Raw genomic sequence first — 19,886 nt, forward strand, 5'->3', positions numbered from 1 at the left:
GAGTGAACCTTGCCTCGAAAGATCAGGACCGAACCCAGGTACCGCCGTCGTAGACAGTGGTCGATAGCCATCAGCCTTGCACTGGTCCTCCTGCTCGTCTTTGTTGTCGTGTACGTCTACTACCAGCGTGAGGTCGTGGGCACGCGCGACTACGAGGGAGAGGGCAACGGCACCGTGGTACTCGTCCGGGTCGACGAGGGCGACACGGTCTCCGGTCTGATTCCCCAGCTGCTGGAGGACGACGTCGTCGGATCGCGGTCGGCGATGCTCAGCGCCGCGGACGACGCGGAGCTGCACGGCGAGAACCGGGGCCTGGAGGCGGGCTACTACGCGCTCCAGGAGCGGATGTCCGCCGAGGCGGCGATGACTGCGCTCACCGACGACGAGCGGCGCCTCGGGGTCATCGACATCCCGACGGGGCTGACCCTCGAGGACGTCACCGTCGTCGGGGGCGAGAGCCGGAGCGGTATCTTCTCCTCCATCGCCGACAACTCGTGCCGCGAGGGTCTCACCGACGGGCTCGAGGACTGCGTGAGTGTGGACGACCTGCGTGAGGCCGTCGCCTCGACGCCGGCGGCGGAGCTCGGTGTCCCTGACTGGGCCGTGGAGGCCGTGGAGGCCCGCGGGGACGATCCCCGCAGCATCGAGGGTCTGATCGCCCCGGGTGTGCACCTGTTCGACCCGACCTCCGGCCCGCGCGAGATCCTGACCTCACTGTTGGAGAACTCGGCGGAGATCTACGAGGGGACCGGACTGGTCGAGGCGTCCGGAGCCGTGGGCCTGAGCCCCTACGAGATGATCACCGCCGCGTCGTTGATCGAGCGCGAGGCCCCGGAGGGCGACTTCGACAAGGTCGCCCGGGTCATCCTCAACCGGCTCGACGAGGACCAGCAGCTCGAGTTCGACTCCACGGTCAACTACGACGTGGCGGCGCAGGAGGTCGCGACCACGGACGAGGACCGTGCCCGCACCACCCCCTGGAACACCTACGCGAAGAAGGGGCTGCCCGACACCCCGATCGCGTCGCCGGGAATCACCGCACTGCAGGCCGTGGAGCACCCGGCCGACGGCGACTGGTTGTACTTCGTCACCGTCGACACCGACGGGCGCACGGTGTTCAACCGGAGCTTCGCCGACCACGAGGCCGCGATCGAAGAGTCTCGCCGTAACGGCGTGCTGGACAGCGCCCGGTAGGGGCGAGGGGAGGACACGATGGAGAACGAGGTCTACAGCGTCGACGGGTTTCTCGCACTCGCCGACGAGCTTCAGCAGCAGCCGACCGGGGAGGGGCACCGGCCACCGCAGTTGTGTGCGGTACTCGGGCGCCCGGTGGGCCACTCCCTGTCGCCGGTGATCCACCTGGGCAGCGCCGCGATGCTGGGGAATGACTCGCTGGTGTATGTCCGGGTCGACGCGGGCGAACCCTCGGAGGTGCGGCGGCTGATGCAGCAGTCTCCGTCGTGCGTGCGCGGTTTCTCGGTGACCATGCCGGGCAAGTCCGCCGCCCACGACCTCGCCGACAGCGTCACCGACCGTGCCGCGCTCATCGGCAGTGCCAACACCCTCGTCCCTGAACGTGACGCCGACGGGGCCCCGACCGGCCGGTGGATCGCGGACAACACCGATGTCGACGGTCTCGCCGCCTGTCTGCGGGCCGTGCTCGGCGAGGACCACGGTGTCGGGTCGGGGCGGGGCGTGGTCGTCGGCAACGGCGGGACGGCCCGTCCGGCCGTCGCCGCACTCGCCGCGGAGGGGTTCACCTCGGTCACGGTGCTCGCCCGGTCGGAACGTGCGCTGAACCTGCAGAGCCTGGTGGAGTCCTACGGCATGAGCTTCGACTGGGTGCGACTGGACCACGACAGTCTCGGCGACGTGTGCGCCGCCGCTGATGCACTGATCTCGACCATTCCCGCCGCCGGTGCCGCCACGGTCGCCGAGCACCTCGCCCGGGCCGCGGCGGTCGTGGACGTGATCTACGACCCGTACCCCACACCGTTGATGCTGGCCGCCCGTGGCGCGGGGCGCCCGGTGTCCGACGGTCTGCTGATGCTCGCCGGGCAGGGGGTCGAACAGTTCCGCCAGTTCACCGGTGAGACTCCGTCGACCGAGGGCATGTACCGGCTGCTGCGGGCACACCGTCGCACGCTGGAGACCGACGACGCGGGCGGGAACGCCGACGGGTCAGCGGGGGCGGCGGAGGGGTAGTCGCCGGTGGGGGTTGTCGGGGGGTTCGTCGGGGGCTTTGTCGTTGCGGCGGGGGTCGGCGCGTGGGCGGGGGCGTTGGTGGTGCACGATCTGCGGCACCGTCGGCTCCCGGACGCGCTGACGCTGCCGGCGGTGCCGGTGGTCTGGACGGTCACCGTCGTCGACGGTGCCGGCTGGGCCGTCCTCGGCGGTCTGGGGTGGTGCCTGCTGTGTATCCTGCCGGGGCTGGTGTCCAGCCGACTGCGCGCCGGCGGCGGGGACGCGAAACTGGCGTTGAGCCTCGGCACGGTCGCTGCGGTGGGCGGGGGAGTCGTCGGCCTGTTGTGGACGGTGGCGACCGCCTCGCTGGTGACGCTCGCGTTCGCCCTGATCCCGGGGGTCCGTGGGCGTGCGCTGCCGCACGGGCCCGGCATGCTGGTCGGCACGGCGGTGGTGACCGGCGTCATAAATGGTGGGGTGTGGTGACGCCCGTCCGGTGATCGTGCGACAATGTAGGGCATGCTTCGATGGACGACTGCCGGGGAATCGCACGGCCAGGCCCTTGTTTCCGTTGTCGAGGACATTCCCGCCGGGGTGCCAGTCACCCGCGCCGAGGTGTCCCGTCAACTCGCCCGACGGCGCCTCGGCTACGGCCGTGGTGCCCGGATGAAGTTCGAGGCGGACGAGGTGACCTTCCTGGGCGGGGTACGCCACGGCGTGACCATCGGTTCACCGGTGGCCGTGATGATCGGCAACACCGAGTGGCCGAAGTGGACGACCATCATGTCCGCGGATCCGGTCGACCTGTCGGACGAGGCGGTGGCCAAGGAGATGGACTCCGGCCGCGGCGCCCGCCTGACCCGACCGCGTCCGGGACACGCGGACTTCTCCGGCATGGTGAAGTACGGTCACGACGAGGCCCGCCCGGTCCTGGAACGTTCCAGCGCCCGGGAGACCGCGGCCCGGGTCGCCGCCGGTACCTTCGCCCGTGCGCTGCTGCGTGAGATCACCGGTGCCGAGGTCGTCAGCCACGTCCTGTCGATCGGGCCGTCGGACACCTACACCGGCCCGGCTCCGGCCCCGGGTGACCTCGACGCGGTCGACGGCTCACCGGTCCGCGCCTTCACGGCGCACGGCGACGCCCACGAGAAGTCGATGATCGCCGAGATCGAGGCCGCCCGGAAGTCCGGGGACACCCTCGGCGGGGTCGTCGAGGTCGTCGTCTCCGGGTTGCCGATCGGGCTCGGCTCGCACGTCAGCTGGGACGGCCGCCTGGACGGTCAGCTCGCCCAGGCACTGATGAGTATCCAGGCCATCAAGGGGGTCGAGATCGGCGACGGGTTCGAGGAGGCGCGCCGGCGTGGTTCCGAGGCCCATGACGAGATCGACCGCGTGGACGGTGGCACAGGTGCCGCAGGTGCATCCGGGGTGTCGCGCCGGACGAACCGGGCCGGTGGCCTGGAGGGCGGCATGACCAACGGCGAGCAGCTGCGGGTGCGGGCGGCGATGAAGCCGATCTCCACGGTGCCCCGCGCCCTGGCGACGGTCGACATGGATGACGGGCGACCGGCGACCGGTATCCACCAACGGTCCGACGTCTGTGCCGTCCCGGCGGCCGGCGTCGTCGCCGAGTCGATGGTCGCCCTCGTGCTGGCCCGCGCCGTGCTCGAGAAGTTCGGTGGCGACAGTGTCGCAGAGACCCGCCGCAACTACCTCTCCTACATCGACGACGTGGACCGGCGACTGACCTGGGGTGAGGCGTAGATGAGCGGCGACACCCAGACTCCGACGACCCCGGGGTCGGCAGCGCCACGGGTCGTTCTCGTCGGTCCCCCCGGTGCGGGCAAGAGCACCGTCGGGCACGCGCTCGGCGAGGTACTGCGCTGTGCGGTCGTCGACTCCGACACGCTCCTGGAACGCGACAACGCCATGTCCTGCGGCGAACTGTTCACGATGCTCGGGGAGCCGGAGTTCCGGCGCCGGGAGGAGATCTACGTCGCGAAGGCGCTGGATTCCGACGGTGTCGTCTCCCTCGGCGGCGGCTCCGTGCTGTCACCGGCCACGCGTCGCCTGCTGACACAGCACACCGTGGTCTACCTGAGGGTCTCCGTGGAGGAGGGCACCAGGCGTACCGCCCATCTGGCGACCCGTCCGGTGCTCGCCGCCGCAGACGGCGAGGATCCGTCGGAACGCTACCGCGAGATCCTCACCCAGCGTGAGGGGCTCTACCAGGAGGTCGCCACCCACATCGTCGACGCCGACGGGCGCACACCCCGTCACACGGTGGCCGAGGTGCTCGCCCTCATCGGGGTACACGGCGACCACGGCGACCACGACACCCACACCGCAGACGACGGGTCCGGAAACCACCCGGGACGGGAGGCACAGCTGTGAACGCCTCCGCCCCCCGTACCGTGCACGTCGCCACGGACCACCCCTACGACGTCGTCATCGGACGTGACCTCACCGCTGCTGTGGCGTCGTCCGTCCCCGGGGCGCGTCGCGCCGTCGTCCTGCATCAACCGCCACTGGCGGAACTGGCGGGCCGTGTCGCCGACGGGCTACGCGCCGCGGGCGTCGAACCCGTCCTCCACGAGACCCCGGACGCCGAGGCCGCCAAGACCGTCGACGGCGCCGCCGCCTGCTGGGACGTCTGTGCCGACGCGGGGTTGTCCCGCCAGGACGTCATCGTCGGTGTCGGCGGCGGGGCGACCACCGACCTCGCCGGTTTCATCGCCGCGACCTGGATGCGCGGCATCCGTGTCGTCCAGTACCCCACGACCCTGCTGGCCATGGTCGACGCCGCCGTCGGGGGCAAGACCGGCATCAACACCGCCGCCGGCAAGAACCTCGTCGGTGCCTTCCACGAACCCTCCGCCGTCCTGGTCGACCTCGATGTGCTGGAGACGCTCCCGTACGCCGAGATCGTCGCCGGCAGCGCGGAGATCATCAAGGCCGGTTTCATCCGCGACGGGCACATCCTCGACCTCTACGAGGCGGACCCCCGGGCAGCCTGCGACCCGCACGGCACCCTCCCCGAACTCATCGAGGCCGCGGTCACGGTGAAGGCGGACGTGGTCGGGCAGGACCTGCGGGAGTCCTCCCTGCGGGAGATCCTCAACTACGGCCACACCTACGGGCACGCCGTGGAACAGCACGAGAACTACCGCTGGCGTCACGGCCACGCCGTCGCCGTCGGCATGGTCTTCGAGGCGGAGCTCGCCCACGCCGCTGGTCTGCTCAGTGGTGAGGCCGTCAACCAGCACCGACGGATCCTGCAGAGCGTGGGCCTGCCCACCGCCTACGCTAACGCCTCCCTGGAGGAACTGACCGAGGTCATGGGCCGGGACAAGAAGAACAAGGACGGCAGCCTGCGGATCGTCGTCGTCAGTGACGACACCGGCTCCTACGCCCCCCGTACACTGGTGGACCCGTCCCCGGACGACCTCACCGCGGCCTACCTCAACACCACCGCCGACAACTCACGGTAGAACACCACCAGAACAGGAGCACCACCATGCGTATCGTCGTCCTCAACGGCCCGAACCTCAACCGCCTGGGCAAGCGGCAGCCCGAGATCTACGGCTCGACCACCCTCGCCGACATCGAGGACGACCTGCGGAGCCAGGCCGTACGCCTGGGCGTGGATGTCGACTTCCTCCAGTCCAACCACGAGGGCGCGCTGATCGACCGGGTCCACCAGGCCGCCGACGCCGGCGAGGCGGTGATCATCAACCCCGGGGGGTTGACCCACACCTCCGTCGCGCTGCGCGACGCGCTCGTCGAGGTGGCCGACGGGCCGGGCTTCGTCGAGGTCCACCTCTCGAACATCCACTCCCGTGAAGCCTTCCGCCACCACAGCTACCTCTCGCCGATCGCCCGCGGTGTCATCGCCGGGCTCGGTGCGCAGGGCTACGCCATGGCGCTGGACTACCTTGCACGGCAGGGGACCACCGGGGCGTAGCCTGGGGGCATGACAGATACCCTCACCCGCCGAAAGGCCGTCGCCGACGCCGTCTCCGCCGCAGGTCACCGGCATCTTCTCGTCACCGACCTGAAGAACGTCCGTTATCTCACCGGTTTCAGCGGCTCCAATGCCGCCCTGCTCATCGACACCGGTGGTGCCGTCGTCCTGGCCACCGACGGCCGCTACGACACCCAGGTCCGCCTGGAGACCGCCGGTGCACCCGGGGTGGACATCCGCATCACCCGCGACCTCCTCGGTGAACTGCAGACTGCGGCGGGAGAGGACGGTTTCGCCGTGGAGCCGGGGATGACCGTCGCCGCCGCGCGTGAGCTGGGGGATCCGCCGATCCTCTCCGGTGCCGTGGAGGACGCCCGTCTGGTCAAGGACACCACCGAACTCGACGCGCTCCGAGAGGCCGGGCGCCTGGCGGATTCGGTGTTCGGTGAGTTCATCGCCGCCGGTGGGATCCGGGAGGGAATCACAGAGATCGAGGCGGCCGCCGACCTGGAGCACCGTCTACGCTCGGCCGGTGCCGACGGGTTGAGTTTCGACACGATCCTCGCCTCCGGCACCAACGCCGCCAAACCCCACGCCGGGGTCTCCCGCGACGTGATCGTCCCGGGCCTGGTCACCGTCGACTTCGGGGTCTGGCTGGACGGATACGCCTCGGACCAGACCCGCACGGTGTGCGTCGGGGAGCCGGACGCCCTGTCCGCCGATCTCTACGACCTGGTGCACCGTTCGTTCAGTGCGGGGGCGGAGGCGGTCCGCCCCGGGGCGGGCCTGTTCGACGTCGACAAGGTCTGCCGGGACATCATCGACGACGCCGGCTACGGGGAGTACTTCGTCCACTCCACCGGACACGGCGTGGGCCTCGACGTCCATGAGGCGCCGTACGCCGCCTCCCGCACCCCCCGTGACAGGACGCTGGCGGAGTCGATGACCCTGACGATCGAACCGGGGGTCTACCTTCCGGGGCGCACCGGCCTGCGTATCGAGAACACCTACATCGTCACCGCACAGGGTGCTGAGTCGGTGAACCCGTCGTCCACCGCGTTACAGGTGGTCTGACGCCGGGCTGCTAGACTGTTCGGCTGACCACCCCAACCAAGCTATCCAGGGAGCATACACGTGGCGACAACCGCGGATTTCAAGAACGGTCTCGTGCTGAAGATCGACAACAAGCTGCAGCAGATCATCGAGTTCCAGCACGTCAAGCCGGGCAAGGGCCCCGCTTTCGTCCGGACGAAGCTCAAGGACGTCGTCTCCGGCAAGACCCTCGACAAGACCTTCAACGCCGGTGTCAAGGTCGAGACCGCCACGGTTGACCGTCGTGACATGACCTACCTGTACAACGACGGTGAGAACTTCGTCGTCATGGACGACAAGGACTTCGAGCAGTTCGAGGTCTCCGCCGACAAGTTCGGTGACGCCGGCCGTTTCCTGCTGGAGAACATGCGCGTGCAGCTGTCCTTCCACGACGGCGAAATCCTGTTCGGCGAGCTGCCGGTGTCGGTCGACCTGGCCATCCAGCACACCGACCCGGGCCTGCAGGGCGACCGCTCCACCGGTGGCAGCAAGCCGGCGACCCTGGAGACCGGCGCGGAGATCCAGGTTCCGCTGTTCCTGGAGACCGGCAACGTCGTCAAGGTCGACACCCGTACCGGCGAGTACCTCTCCCGCGTCAACAACTAGTCCCCATGGCAGACAGAGAATCCGGCGAGTCCTATCGCCGCCACGGCGCCCGCTACAAGGCGCGCCAGCGTGCCGTCGACATCCTCTTCGAGGCGGAGTTCCGCGACATCGACCCGGTCGAGATCGTGGAGGACCGTGTCGAACTCGCCCGGGACGAGTCGAACCAGGTCAAACCGGTTCCGGAGTACGCTGCCCGGATCGTGCCCGGGGTGGCCTCGGCGCTCGACGAGATCGACGAGGCGATCGCCGCCCACCTGAGCAGCACCTGGCGCCTGGAGCGGCTTCCCGCGGTCGACCGCGCGGTGCTGCGTGTCTCGGCCTGGGAGCTGCTCTACAACGAGGAGGTCCCGGCCCGGGTGGCGCTCAAGGAGGGTATCGAGCTCGCCTCGGAGTACTCCCACGACAAGGCACCGGGCTACGTCAACGCCGTCCTCGACGGCATCGCCCGGGACAAGCGTCTGTCCGACGAGGCCGCTGCCGCGGCACGTGCCGAGCAGGAGGCCGCCGACGCAAGGAAGGTGCAGGACGCCGAGCGTGCCCGGGCCGACTCGCTCATCGACGGCATCGTCAGCGACACCGCAGTGGAGGACGGGGACGCGTAGCACCCCGGCCGTGCTAGACTTCAGCACGGAAAACATGGAGTCACATGGAACCGGCCCGGCTGCCGGCTCCGACCACCTTTAACGATCCGTCCAGTGAGGCGGGGAAGGAGGTCACGATGAGCACACAGCATTCCGACGGCACCACCGTCGCCCTCATGGGCGCGGACGACGTCGGTCGTACTGTCGCACGCATCGCGCACCAGATCATCGAGAAAACGGCGCTGGACGCGCCCGGGGCTGACCGGGTCGTGCTCCTGGGGATCCCGTCGGGGGGAGTGCCGCTGGCGGTGCGCCTCGCCGGGAAGATCGAGGAATTCAGCGGAGTCACCGTCTTCCACGGCGCCGTCGACGCCACGCTCTACCGTGACGACCTGACCTCCTCACCGCACCGCGCACTCAAGCCCACCAGTGTCCCGCGCGACGGTATCGACGGGGCGACCGTCATCCTCGTCGACGACGTCCTGTTCTCCGGGCGGACGATCCGCGCGGCCCTGGACGCCCTGCAGGACGTGGGCCGGGCCCGTATCGTCCAGCTCGCCGTGCTGGTCGACCGCGGTCACCGCGAACTGCCGATCCGGGCCGACTACGTGGGCAAGAACATCCCCACCTCCACCAGTGAAGACGTCCGTGTCTCCCTCGCCGAGATCGACGGTGCCGACCGCGTGGAACTCCTGCGCCCGGCAGACACGGCGCCCGAAGGAGACCACGCATGAGACATCTGCTGAGTATCGCCGACCTTGACGCCTCCGACATCACCCTGCTGCTGGACGAGGCGGACCGTTTCGCCGACTCCCTGCGGGACCGGGAGGTCAAGAAGCTGCCGACGCTGCGCGGTCGCACGGTCTTCACCCTGTTCTACGAGAACTCCACCCGCACCCGGTCGAGCTTCGAGACGGCCGGCAAGTGGATGAGCGCCGACGTCATCAACATCTCGGCGTCATCGTCGTCGGTGAAGAAGGGCGAGTCACTCAAGGACACCGCCCTGACCCTGCGCGCGGTCGGTGCGGACGCCATCATCATGCGCCACCCGTCGTCCGGCGCCGCACGCCAGGTCGCCGACTGGGTCGGACGGGGGAGTGAGGGCATCAGCGTGCTCAACGCAGGTGACGGCTCCCACGAGCACCCCACCCAGGCCCTGCTCGACGCCGTGACGCTGCGGAACAAGCTCGGGACACTCGAGGGTGCCCACGTCGTGGTCGTCGGTGACATCCTGCATTCCCGCGTCGCGCGGTCCAATGCGCTGCTGCTCACCGCACTGGGCGTGGACGTCACCTTCGTGGCGCCGCGCACCCTGCTGGCCCCCGGGATCGAGCACTGGGTCAACCCCCACGCCGGCGGTCCCGGTGCCCCGGCCGCCGGTACGGTCCGGGTCAGCCACGACATGGACGAGGCGATCGCCGGTGCCGACGCCGTGATGATGCTGCGCGTCCAGGCCGAACGCATGGACGGGGGGTTCTTCCCCTCCCACCGCGAGTACGCCACCCGGTACGGCCTCTCGCAGGCCCGCCTGGATTCGTTGAAGGACGACGCCGTCGTCCTGCACCCCGGACCGATGCTGCGGGGCATGGAGATCAACGACGCGGTCGCCGACGCCCCGCAGACCGTGGTCCTCGACCAGGTCACCGCCGGTGTGCACGTGCGCATGGCGGCACTGTTCACCCTGCTGGTCGGGACCGAAGGGTCCGGGACCGCCGCGAGTGCACCGGGGGACCAGCGATGACGACCACACCCACCACGGAGGAGATCAACGTGAACGACTACCCGGCCACCGGTGCGCTGCACCCGGCCGCCGAGGGTGCGGTGCTGCTGCGCGGCGTCCGGCCCTACGGCGAAGGTGCCCCCCAGGATGTGCTGGTCCGCGACGGCGTGATCGTCGAGATCGCCGACGCCGGCACCATCGACACCGCCGCGGACGACGACGTCCTTGACGTCCTTCAGCTCGACGGTCAGGTCCTGCTGCCGGGTCTGGTCGACATGCACGTGCACATGCGCGAACCCGGCCGTGAGGACACCGAGACCATCGCCACCGGCTCCGCCGCCGCGGCCCGGGGCGGGTTCACCGCCGTGTTCACCATGGCCAACACCGACCCGGTGACCGACACCCCCGCCATCGCCGAGATGGTCTGGCTCAAGGGCCAGCAGAAGAACCTGTGCGACGTGCACCCGGTCGGTTCCATCAGCCGTGGACTCAAGGGACAGGAGCTCACCGAGTTCGGCATGATGGCCGACTCGGACGCGAAGGTCCGCATGTTCTCCGACGACGGCAAGTGCGTCGACGACCCCCGCCTGATGCGTCGGGCCGTGGAGTACGCCGGGGGGCTGGACGTCCTGCTCGCCCAGCACTGCGAGGAGCCCCGCCTCACGGAGGGGGCCGTCGCCCACGAAGGCGAGACCGCCGCACGCCTGGGCCTGCGGGGCTGGCCGCGGGTCGCCGAGGAGTCCATCGTGATCCGCGACGCCCTGCTGGCCCGCGACTACGGCGGACGCCTGCACATCTGCCACGCCTCCACCGAGGGCACCGTGGAACTGCTCGGCTGGGCCCGGGACCACGACATCCCGCTGTCGGCCGAGGTCACCCCGCACCACCTCATCCTCACCGACGAGAAGTTGGAGACCTACGACGGCCACTTCCGGGTCAACCCGCCGTTGCGTGAGACCCGCGACACCCTGGCCCTGCGCCGGGCGCTGATCGACGGGACCGTGGACTGCGTGGCCACCGACCACGCCCCCCACGGCTCCGAGGAGAAGTGCTGCGAGTTCGACAAGGCCCGCCCCGGGATGCTCGGCCTGGAGACCTCCCTGGCGATCATCGCGCAGCTGTTCGTCACCGACCCCCCGGAGGGCCAGGAGCGCCAGGACTGGCGGTTCGTCGCGCGGGTGATGTCCGAGCGGCCCGCCGAGATCCTCAGGCTCCCGGGACACGGCCGGCCCGTGGCGGTCGGCGAACCGGCGAACCTGTGCGTGGTCGACCCCGGGCAGGCGTGGACCGCCCACGGCGACGAGATGGCCTCGAAGTCCTCCAACACCCCCTACGAGGGGATGGACCTGCCCGTGAAGGTCACCACCACGCTGTTGCGCGGCAAGGTGACCTGCCGCGACGGCCAGGTGAGCGACAAATGACCGATACGACAGAAACGACGACAGAGAAGAGTACTGCTGTGACTTCCTCCCGCACCCCCGCGCTGCTGGTGCTCGGCGACGGACGGGTGTTCCGCGGCCGGGCGTTCGGTGCCACCGGCACCACCCTCGGTGAAGCCGTGTTCACCACCGGCATGACCGGCTACCAGGAGACGATGACCGACCCGTCCTACCACCGGCAGATCGTGGTGGCCACCGCCCCGCAGATCGGCAACACCGGCTGGAACGACGAGGACGGCGAGTCCCACGGCGACCGCATCTGGGTCGCCGGCCTGGTCATCCGCGACCTGTCGCGCACCGTCTCCAACTGGCGGGCCGACCGCAGCCTGTCCGAGGAGATGGAGAAGCAGGGGATCATCGGCATCCAGGGCGTCGACACCCGCGCGATCGTGCGTCACCTGCGCGACAAGGGTTCCGTCGCCGCCGGGGTGTTCAGCGGTGAGGACGCCGCCCGCCCCGTCGAGGAGCTCGTCGCCGAGGTCAACGCCCAGCAGTCCATGGCCGGCGCCGACCTGGCCAGCGAGGTCTCCACCGACGAGACCTACGTGCTGGAGCCGGAGGGGGAGCCGCGGTTCACCGTGCTCGCCTACGACATGGGGATCAAGACCAACACCCCGCGCAACTTCGTCTCCCGCGGCATCCGCACCGTGGTCGTCCCCGCCAACAGCCCGGTCGAGCCGCTCATCGAGCAGTACAGCCCGGACGGCGTGTTCATCTCCAACGGCCCCGGTGACCCCGCCACCGCCGACGTCATGGTCGAGCAGGTCCGCACCGTGCTGGGGAGGAAGATCCCGCTGTTCGGCATCTGCTTCGGCAACCAGATCCTGGGCCGTGCCCTGGGCATGGACACCTACAAGCTCAAGTTCGGTCACCGCGGCATCAACGTCCCGGTGCTCAACCACCTCACCGGCAAGATCGACATCACCTCACAGAACCACGGGTTCGCGCTGAGTGGTCGCGCCGATGAGCCCTTCGACACCGACTTCGGCACCGCCCAGGTCACCCACACCTGCCTCAACGACGACTGTGTCGAGGGTGTCGCCCTCGACAACGGCCTCGCCTTCTCCGTCCAGTACCACCCCGAGGCCGCCGCCGGTCCTCACGACGCCAATCCGCTGTTCGACCAGTTCATCGAACTGATGGAAGGGAACAACTAAATGCCGAAGCGCACCGACATCAACCACGTCCTCGTCATCGGCTCCGGCCCGATCGTCATCGGTCAGGCCTGCGAGTTCGACTACTCCGGCACCCAGGCCTGCCGCGCCCTGAAGGCCGAGGGCCTGCGCGTCTCGCTGATCAACTCCAACCCGGCCACGATCATGACCGACCCGGAGTTCGCCGACCACACCTACATCGAGCCGATCCAGCCCGAGTACATCGAGAAGATCTTCGCCGCGGAGAAGGAGGCCGGTCACCCGGTCGACGCCGTGCTGGCCACCCTGGGCGGGCAGACCGCCCTGAACGCCGCGATCCAGCTCGACCGCGCCGGCATCCTCGACAAGTACGACGTCGAGCTCATCGGCGCCGACATCGACGCCATCGAGCGCGGTGAGGACCGCCAGAAGTTCAAGGACATCGTCGCCTCCATCGGCGGCGACTCGGCCCGCTCCGCCGTCTGCCACAACATGGACGAGGTCCACGACGCCGTCGCCGAACTCGGGCTGCCCGTCGTGGTGCGCCCGTCGTTCACCATGGGTGGGCTGGGTTCCGGTCTGGCGTTCACCTACGAGGACCTCGACCGCATCGCCGGCGGCGGGCTGGCGGCCTCCCCGGAGGCCAACGTGCTCATCGAGGAGTCCATCCTCGGCTGGAAGGAGTACGAGCTCGAGCTCATGCGCGACGCCGACGACAACGCCGTCGTCATCTGCTCCATCGAGAACGTCGACGCCCTCGGCGTGCACACCGGTGACTCGATGACCGTCGCACCGTCGATGACGCTGACCGACCGCGAGTACCAGATCATGCGGGACCAGGGTATCGCCATCCTGCGCGCCGTGGGCGTGGACACCGGCGGCTGCAACATCCAGTTCGCCGTCAACCCCGAGGACGGCCGGCTGATCACCATCGAGATGAACCCGCGGGTCTCGCGCTCCTCGGCCCTGGCGTCCAAGGCCACCGGCTTCCCGATCGCCAAGATCGCCGCCCTGCTGGCCATCGGCTACACCCTCGACGAGCTACGCAACGACATCACCCAGGTCACCCCGGCGGCGTTCGAGCCGACCCTGGACTACGTGATCGTCAAGGCCCCGCGCTTCGCCTTCGAGAAGTTCCCCGGCGCCGACGACACCCTGACCACCACGATGAAGGCCGTGGGCGAGGCCATGTCGGTGGGACGCAACTACATCGCCGCACTGAACAAGGTGCTGCGCTCGCTGGAAACCAGGCCCGCCGGGTTCTGGACCACCAGTGACGAGTACTTCGCCGGTGACCGCGCCACCGACCTGGCCGCCGTCCTGGACGACCTGGGCCGTCCCACCGAGGGCCGGATGTACGACATGGAGCTCGCGCTGCGCCTCGGGGCCACGGTGGACCAGGTCCACCGCGCCTCCGTCGGGGTGGACCCGTGGTTCCTGCACGAGCTCAAGGCACTGGTGGACTTCCGCGCCGAGCTCGAGGACGCCCCGGTGCTCTCCGAGGAGCTGCTGCGCGAGGCGAAGTACCTGGGCCTGTCCGACGCCCAGATCGCCGCGCTGCGCCCCGAGCTGGCCGGCGAGGACGGGGTGCGCTCACTGCGCTGGTCGCTGGGCATCCGTCCGGTGTTCAAGACCGTGGACACCTGCGCCGCGGAGTTCGAGGCCCAGACCCCGTACCACTACTCGGCCTACGAGATGGACCCGGAGGCGGAGTCCGAGGTCGCCGAACAGCGCGACCGCGACAAGATCATCATCCTGGGTTCCGGCCCGAACCGCATCGGCCAGGGCATCGAGTTCGACTACTCCTGCGTGCACGCCGCACTGGAGCTGTCCCGGGTGGGCTACGAGACCGTGATGGTCAACTGCAACCCGGAGACCGTCTCCACCGACTACGACACCGCCGACCGCCTCTACTTCGAGCCGCTGACCTTCGAGGACGTCATGGAGGTCTACCACGCCGAGACACAGTCCGGCACCGTGGCCGGTGTGATCGTCCAGCTCGGCGGCCAGACCCCGCTGGGCCTGGCGCAGCGTCTCACCGACGCCGGGGTGCCGGTGATCGGCACGTCCTCCGAGGCGATCAACCTCGCCGAGGACCGCGGCGAGTTCGGCACCGTGCTGGAGAAGGCCGACCTGCCCGCCCCGGCCTTCGGTACCGCCACCACCTTCGCCGAGGCCCGCGACGTCGCCTCCCGCATCGGTTACCCGGTGCTGGTCCGCCCGTCCTACGTGCTCGGTGGCCGGGGTATGGAGATCGTCTACGACGAGACCTCCCTGGAGGACTACATCGACCGCGCCACCGAGATCACCTCGGACCACCCGGTGCTGGTCGACCGGTTCCTGGACAACGCCATCGAGATCGACGTGGACGCCCTGTGCGACGGAGACGAGGTCTACCTCGCCGGCGTGATGGAGCACATCGAGGAGGCCGGCATCCACTCCGGTGACTCCGCCTGCGCCCTGCCGCCGATGACGCTGGGGGAGGGCGACATCGAGAACGTGCGTCGCTCCACCGCCGCCCTGGCCCACGGCATCGGTGTCAAGGGCCTGATGAACATCCAGTTCGCCCTGAAGGACGACGTCCTCTACGTCATCGAGGCCAACCCGCGCGCTTCGCGCACCGTTCCCTTCGTGTCCAAGGCCACCGGCGTGCCGCTGGCCAAGGCCGCCTCGCGCATCATGACCGGCACCCCGATCCGTGAACTGATCGCCGAGGGCCTGATCCCCGGGGACCGCGACGGCGGCTCACTCCCGCTGGGCCACCCCATCGCGGTCAAGGAGGCGGTCATGCCCTTCAACCGCTTCCGCAGCCCCGAGGGCGAGATGCTCGACAGCCTGCTCAGCCCGGAGATGAAGTCCACCGGCGAGGTCATGGGCCTGGACTCCGACTTCGGCACCGCCTTCGCCAAGTCGCAGGAGGCCGCCACCGGCTCCCTGCCGACCAGCGGCCGGGTGTTCGTGTCGGTCGCCAACCGTGACAAGCGGACCATGATCCTGCCGATCCAGCGCCTGGCGTCCCTGGGCTTCGACCTGGTCGCCACCGAGGGCACCGCCGCGATGCTGCGGCGCAACGGCCTGGAGTGCGAGGTCGTCGCCAAGCAGACCGACATCGAGTCGGGTACCGCGAAGGCGGGGAAGCGGTCGGTCGTGGACCTCATCGACGAGGGCTCCATCGACTTCATCCTCAACACCCCGGCCGGCACCGCCGCGGCCCGTGGGGACGGCTACGACATCCGGGCCGCCGCCGTGCGCCAGGGCGTCTCCTGCGTGACCACGGTGCAGGGTGCCGTCGCCGCCGTCCAGGGCATCGAGGCGTTGAAGGGGTCGACCACCGTGGTGCGGGCCATCCAGGACGTGGACCATGACAGCTACTGACCACGTGGCGACGTTCGGCGAGCGCTACCTGGAGCGCTCACGGGACCTGGGGCGGCTGTGTGTGGGCATGGACCCGCACGCCGGCATCCTGGAGTCCTGGGGCCTGGGTGTGGACGTGGCGGGCCTGGAGGCCTTCTCGCGCATCTGCGTGGAGGCCTTCGCCGACACGGCCTGCGTGGTCAAGCCGCAGGTCGCCTTCTACGAGGCCTTCGGGTCCGCCGGGTTCGCCGTCCTGGAGCAGTCGCTGACGGAACTGCGGCAGGCGGGCACGCTGGTCATCGCCGACGCCAAGCGCGGCGACATCGGTTCGACGATGGCCGGCTACGCCCGCGCATGGCTGTCCGACGACTCCCCGCTGTGTGCGGACGCGGTCACCGTGTCGCCGTACCTCGGGCTGGATTCGCTGTCCCCCGCACTGGAGGTCGCCGAGGCCGCCGGGCGCGGGGTGATCGTGCTGTCGGCGACCTCGAACCCGGAGGGCCCGCAGTTCCAGACCCTGTCCGCCGTCGGTGGGCGCAGCGTGGCACAGACGGTGGTCGACTGGGCCGCCGGACACAACGCCGCCAGACCCGGGGGTGGGAACGTCGGCGTGGTCGTCGGCGCGACCGTCACCGACCCGCCGGACCTGACCGACGTCGGCGGCATCGTCCTGATGCCCGGTGTCGGTGCCCAGGGCGGGGCGACCGACGACGTCCGCCGGATCGCCGGGACGGCCGAGAGGTGGGCCAGCCCCAACATCTCGCGGTCGGTGCTCGCGGCAGGCCCGGATGTTGGGGCACTGCGACAGGCCGTCGTCGACGCCTCAGGGGCGTTCCCGCAGGTCTGAGTAGCGGGCCCGAGGACGGCGCTATGAGTGCGAACAGGGGGTTTGTTATCGATCCTCCGCCCGTAGTGCTACACTTGGCGCGTTGTTTCATGGTCGCGACCTGCGGCGCTTCTCCCGTGCGAACGAGGGGGCTGTTGCTATTCGGCGCGGAGCATCGCTAGGATTCGTCGAGGCTCAGGTCGGGGACACCCGGCCGGCTGAAACACCTGAAGTACCCCAAGCAAGTGTCATCGAACCACAGAACAAGACGGAGGAACCCGTGGCCCTTCCCCAGTTGACCCCGGAGCAGCGTGCAGAAGCCCTGAAGAAGGCCGCCGAGGCCCGCAAGGCCCGTGCCGAGCTCAAGGAGAAGCTCAAGCGTGGAGGCACCGACCTCAAGCAGGTCCTTGCTGACGCCGACGAAGACCCGATCATCGGCAAGATGAAGGTGTCGGCCCTTCTCGAGGCCATGCCCAAGGTCGGCAAGGTCAAGGCCCAGGAGATCATGACCGAGCTGGAGATCGCCCCCACCCGTCGCCTCCGCGGCCTCGGCGACCGTCAGCGTCGCGCCCTGCTGGAGCGCTTCGGTTTCGAGGTCTAGGAGCCTTGACCCCGGACGTGCAGGCCGAAGCGCAGGACACGGATGTGTCCGGTCCGCATCTGGTCGTCCTCGCGGGACCGTCGGCGGTCGGCAAGTCGACCGTCGTCGCACAGTTGAAGGCCTCGGTCCCGGACCTGTTCTTCAGCGTGTCGTGGACCACCCGGGACCCCCGGCCCGGCGAGGTCGACGGGCAGGACTACCACTACGTCACTCAGGAGCGCTTCCGGAGTGAGGTGGACAGTGGCCTCATGCTCGAGTGGGCGGAGATCCACGGGGGGCTGCAGTTGTCGGGGACACCCCGGCAGCCGGTCACCGAGGCACTCCAGGCCGGCCGCCCGGTCCTGGTCGAGGTCGACCTGGCCGGGGCCCGCAACATCAAGCGGATGATGCCCGAGGCACTCACGGTGTTCCTGGCCCCTCCCACCTGGGAGGAGCTGGTCGACCGCTTGACCGGCCGTGGCACCGAGAGCGAGGACGTCATCCGGCGTCGCCTGGAGACCGCCCGTGAGGAACTCGCCTCCAAGGACGAGTTCGACCGGGTCGTCGTCAACCGGGACGTCACCGAGGCCGTCGCCGAGATCAGCGCACTGTTGACCGGACGCGCACAGTAAGAAATTCGAGAAGCATCAAAAAGCAAAGGTGTGGAGTGGAAACCAACGACAACTCAACCGTCTTCGACCCGGCGGTCGGCATCACGAACCCGCCGATCGACGATCTGCTGACCAAGGTGTCCTCGAAGTACGCCCTGGTGATCTTCGCGGCCAAGCGTGCGCGTCAGATCAACAACTACTTCCAGACCGTCGGTGACGGCGTGTTCGAGTTCGTCGGCCCGCTGGTCACCCCGGAAGCGCACGAGAAGCCGCTGTCGGTGGCGCTGCGTGAGATCGAGGGCGATCTGCTGGAGCACACCGAAGGCTGATCGACCCCCGCCGGGTCAGGCCCGTCACGCGGCGTCCGTGAACCACAGAACTTCCACTGTGGCCGGACGTCGGGTGACGGGCCTGACCCGTTCCCGGTCCACGGCGGACTGACGCCGTGGGCTAGGGTGGTTTCCCGTGAGTGAAAACAATCTGAACGTGCTCGTCGGCGTGGGTGGCGGGATCGCCGCCTACAAGTCCGGCGCACTGGTGCGCTACTTCACCGAGGCCGGGCACGACGTCCACGTCATCCCGACCGAGTCGGCCCTGCGGTTCGTCGGTGCCGCCACGTTCGAGGCCCTGTCGGGCAACCCGGTGACCACCACCGTCTTCGAGGGCGTCGACGAGGTCCGGCACGTCCGCCTGGGGCAGGACGCCGACCTGATCGTCGTCGCCCCGGCGACCGCGGACCTCATGGCCCGTCTGGCCCACGGACGGGCGGACGACCTGTTGACCGCCAGCGTCCTGGTCGCGACCTGTCCGGTGGTGCTGGCCCCGGCGATGCACACGGAGATGTGGCAGAACCCCGCGACACGGGAGAACGTCGCGACGTTGCGTCGGCGCGGGGTCACGGTGCTCGAGCCGGCCCACGGCCGGTTGACCGGGACGGACTCCGGTGCCGGGCGTCTGCCGGAACCGGAGCACATCGGTGCCCTGGCGACCGCGGCGTTGGACCGGTTCGGTGTCTTCCGTCAGTCGCTGGCGGGGCGCCGGATCCTGGTCACCGCCGGTGGCACGCATGAGGCCCTCGACCCGGTGCGGTACCTGGGTAACGCGTCCTCGGGCCGTCAGGGGTTCGCCCTGGCCGACGTCGCCGTGCAGCGCGGTGCCCAGGTGGAGCTGATCGCCGGGGTCACCGACGACCTTCCGGTGCCCTCGGGTGCCCGGGTCACCCGCATCAGGAGCGCCCGTGAGCTGGAGGCCGCCGTCGGTGAGCTCGCCGGCGGGGTGGACGCGGTGGTCATGGCGGCCGCGGTGGCGGACTTCCGACCGGCCAGTGAGGCCGGGGCGAAGCTGAAGAAGGGCGGGGAGGACGACCTGTCCACCCTGGCGTTGGCGGAGAACCCGGACATCCTGCAGGGGCTGGTGGAGCGCCGCCGCGCCGGTGGTCTGCCGGAGGACCTGGTGATCGCCGGCTTCGCCGCGGAGACCGGCGACGACCACCACACCCCCCTGGACCACGCCCGGGCGAAGCTGGAACGCAAGGGCTGCGACCTGTTGATGTGCAATGCCGTCGGCGACGGGGTGGTGTTCGGCCAGGACGACAGCCAGGGGTGGATCCTCACCCCCGGCGACCGTCCGGGCGCCGAGGAGGTCACCGAGGTGCCGGCGTCGTCGAAGCTGGTCGTCGCCTCGTACATCGTCGACGCGGTCGAGGAGCTGTTGCCCGGCTGAGCCCGGGTCGGTGGGTCCGTCACGCGACGGCGTCGGCCCCGCCACCACCGCCTGCCAGACTGCTTGGTCTAGGA

At 69.6% G+C, this 19,886-nt stretch carries 20 protein-coding genes; all 20 read left to right on the forward strand.

Going from position 1 to position 19,886, the window contains the following annotated elements:
• Nucleotides 1-9 precede the first annotated feature (9 nt).
• The gene (mltG, locus tag PQI66_RS02310; RefSeq protein WP_339995696.1) at nucleotides 10-1,194 is read left to right on the forward strand and encodes an endolytic transglycosylase MltG; all 1,185 of its coding nucleotides are present in this window, start codon (nucleotides 10-12) and stop codon (nucleotides 1,192-1,194) included.
• 18 nt (nucleotides 1,195-1,212) lie between these two features.
• Entirely contained in the window at nucleotides 1,213-2,205 is a 993-nt protein-coding gene (locus PQI66_RS02315) for a shikimate dehydrogenase (protein WP_339995698.1), read from the forward strand.
• 6 nt (nucleotides 2,206-2,211) lie between these two features.
• Nucleotides 2,212-2,670 carry a prepilin peptidase gene (locus PQI66_RS02320; protein ID WP_339995699.1) on the forward strand — a complete coding sequence of 153 codons (459 nt, stop codon included), beginning with the start codon at nucleotides 2,212-2,214 and terminating at the stop codon, nucleotides 2,668-2,670.
• A gap of 33 nt (nucleotides 2,671-2,703) precedes the next feature.
• A complete protein-coding gene (gene aroC, locus PQI66_RS02325; protein ID WP_339995700.1) occupies nucleotides 2,704-3,948 on the forward strand; it encodes a chorismate synthase in 1,245 nt (414 codons plus the stop codon).
• Nucleotides 3,949-4,578 carry a shikimate kinase gene (locus PQI66_RS02330; RefSeq protein ID WP_339995702.1) on the forward strand — a complete coding sequence of 210 codons (630 nt, stop codon included), beginning with the start codon at nucleotides 3,949-3,951 and terminating at the stop codon, nucleotides 4,576-4,578.
• Complete coding sequence (aroB, locus tag PQI66_RS02335) at nucleotides 4,575-5,675, forward strand: 3-dehydroquinate synthase (protein WP_339995704.1); 1,101 nt, start codon at nucleotides 4,575-4,577, stop codon at nucleotides 5,673-5,675. Before PQI66_RS02330 ends, aroB begins: the two co-directional genes overlap by 4 nt.
• 26 nt (nucleotides 5,676-5,701) lie before the next feature.
• Complete coding sequence (gene aroQ / locus PQI66_RS02340) at nucleotides 5,702-6,148, forward strand: type II 3-dehydroquinate dehydratase (RefSeq protein WP_339995706.1); 447 nt, start codon at nucleotides 5,702-5,704, stop codon at nucleotides 6,146-6,148.
• A 9-nt stretch (nucleotides 6,149-6,157) separates the two neighbouring features.
• The gene (locus PQI66_RS02345) at nucleotides 6,158-7,222 is read left to right on the forward strand and encodes a M24 family metallopeptidase (protein WP_339995708.1); all 1,065 of its coding nucleotides are present in this window, start codon (nucleotides 6,158-6,160) and stop codon (nucleotides 7,220-7,222) included.
• A 60-nt stretch (nucleotides 7,223-7,282) separates the two neighbouring features.
• Nucleotides 7,283-7,846: an elongation factor P gene (efp, locus tag PQI66_RS02350; protein WP_339995710.1), complete on the forward strand. Its 564-nt coding sequence runs from the start codon at nucleotides 7,283-7,285 to the stop codon at nucleotides 7,844-7,846.
• A 5-nt stretch (nucleotides 7,847-7,851) separates the two neighbouring features.
• Entirely contained in the window at nucleotides 7,852-8,448 is a 597-nt protein-coding gene (nusB, locus tag PQI66_RS02355) for a transcription antitermination factor NusB (protein ID WP_339995712.1), read from the forward strand.
• Nucleotides 8,449-8,564: 116 nt separating this feature from the next.
• The gene (pyrR, locus tag PQI66_RS02360; RefSeq protein WP_339995714.1) at nucleotides 8,565-9,161 is read left to right on the forward strand and encodes a bifunctional pyr operon transcriptional regulator/uracil phosphoribosyltransferase PyrR; all 597 of its coding nucleotides are present in this window, start codon (nucleotides 8,565-8,567) and stop codon (nucleotides 9,159-9,161) included.
• A complete protein-coding gene (locus PQI66_RS02365; protein WP_339995716.1) occupies nucleotides 9,158-10,168 on the forward strand; it encodes an aspartate carbamoyltransferase catalytic subunit in 1,011 nt (336 codons plus the stop codon). Before pyrR ends, PQI66_RS02365 begins: the two co-directional genes overlap by 4 nt.
• Complete coding sequence (locus tag PQI66_RS02370) at nucleotides 10,165-11,568, forward strand: dihydroorotase (RefSeq protein ID WP_339995717.1); 1,404 nt, start codon at nucleotides 10,165-10,167, stop codon at nucleotides 11,566-11,568. Before PQI66_RS02365 ends, PQI66_RS02370 begins: the two co-directional genes overlap by 4 nt.
• Nucleotides 11,565-12,743, forward strand: coding sequence for a glutamine-hydrolyzing carbamoyl-phosphate synthase small subunit (gene carA / locus PQI66_RS02375; RefSeq protein WP_339995720.1), 1,179 nt, complete (start codon nucleotides 11,565-11,567; stop codon nucleotides 12,741-12,743). The genes PQI66_RS02370 and carA overlap by 4 nt, the downstream gene beginning before the upstream one ends.
• On the forward strand, nucleotides 12,744-16,094 hold the full coding sequence (gene carB, locus PQI66_RS02380; RefSeq protein ID WP_339995722.1) for a carbamoyl-phosphate synthase large subunit: 3,351 nt from the start codon (nucleotides 12,744-12,746) through the stop codon (nucleotides 16,092-16,094).
• Nucleotides 16,081-16,920 (forward strand): orotidine-5'-phosphate decarboxylase, encoded by an 840-nt coding sequence (gene pyrF / locus PQI66_RS02385; protein WP_339995724.1) that lies wholly within the window; start codon nucleotides 16,081-16,083, stop codon nucleotides 16,918-16,920. Before carB ends, pyrF begins: the two co-directional genes overlap by 14 nt.
• Nucleotides 16,921-17,179: 259 nt before the next feature.
• Nucleotides 17,180-17,500: an integration host factor, actinobacterial type gene (gene mihF, locus PQI66_RS02390; protein ID WP_038548495.1), complete on the forward strand. Its 321-nt coding sequence runs from the start codon at nucleotides 17,180-17,182 to the stop codon at nucleotides 17,498-17,500.
• Between the two features lie 44 nt (nucleotides 17,501-17,544).
• The gene (gmk, locus tag PQI66_RS02395; RefSeq protein WP_339995998.1) at nucleotides 17,545-18,111 is read left to right on the forward strand and encodes a guanylate kinase; all 567 of its coding nucleotides are present in this window, start codon (nucleotides 17,545-17,547) and stop codon (nucleotides 18,109-18,111) included.
• Nucleotides 18,112-18,146: 35 nt separating this feature from the next.
• A complete protein-coding gene (gene rpoZ / locus PQI66_RS02400; protein ID WP_038548496.1) occupies nucleotides 18,147-18,419 on the forward strand; it encodes a DNA-directed RNA polymerase subunit omega in 273 nt (90 codons plus the stop codon).
• Between the two features lie 136 nt (nucleotides 18,420-18,555).
• On the forward strand, nucleotides 18,556-19,812 hold the full coding sequence (gene coaBC, locus PQI66_RS02405; protein ID WP_339995730.1) for a bifunctional phosphopantothenoylcysteine decarboxylase/phosphopantothenate--cysteine ligase CoaBC: 1,257 nt from the start codon (nucleotides 18,556-18,558) through the stop codon (nucleotides 19,810-19,812).
• Nucleotides 19,813-19,886: the final 74 nt, after the last annotated feature.

It is taken from the genome of Corynebacterium sp. USCH3 (assembly GCF_037619475.1).
GTDB lineage: Bacteria > Actinomycetota > Actinomycetes > Mycobacteriales > Mycobacteriaceae > Corynebacterium.

Coding starts and splice junctions, on each gene's coding strand:
- PQI66_RS02315 (WP_339995698.1), top strand. CDS start 1,213: ATGGAGAACGAGGTCTACAGCGTCGACGGGTTTCTCGCACTCGCCGAC.
- PQI66_RS02345 (WP_339995708.1), top strand. CDS start 6,158: ATGACAGATACCCTCACCCGCCGAAAGGCCGTCGCCGACGCCGTCTCC.
- nusB (WP_339995712.1), top strand. CDS start 7,852: ATGGCAGACAGAGAATCCGGCGAGTCCTATCGCCGCCACGGCGCCCGC.
- aroQ (WP_339995706.1), top strand. CDS start 5,702: ATGCGTATCGTCGTCCTCAACGGCCCGAACCTCAACCGCCTGGGCAAG.
- carA (WP_339995720.1), top strand. CDS start 11,565: ATGACCGATACGACAGAAACGACGACAGAGAAGAGTACTGCTGTGACT.
- pyrR (WP_339995714.1), top strand. CDS start 8,565: ATGAGCACACAGCATTCCGACGGCACCACCGTCGCCCTCATGGGCGCG.
- aroC (WP_339995700.1), top strand. CDS start 2,704: ATGCTTCGATGGACGACTGCCGGGGAATCGCACGGCCAGGCCCTTGTT.
- PQI66_RS02330 (WP_339995702.1), top strand. CDS start 3,949: ATGAGCGGCGACACCCAGACTCCGACGACCCCGGGGTCGGCAGCGCCA.
- PQI66_RS02365 (WP_339995716.1), top strand. CDS start 9,158: ATGAGACATCTGCTGAGTATCGCCGACCTTGACGCCTCCGACATCACC.
- PQI66_RS02370 (WP_339995717.1), top strand. CDS start 10,165: ATGACGACCACACCCACCACGGAGGAGATCAACGTGAACGACTACCCG.
- carB (WP_339995722.1), top strand. CDS start 12,744: ATGCCGAAGCGCACCGACATCAACCACGTCCTCGTCATCGGCTCCGGC.
- pyrF (WP_339995724.1), top strand. CDS start 16,081: ATGACAGCTACTGACCACGTGGCGACGTTCGGCGAGCGCTACCTGGAG.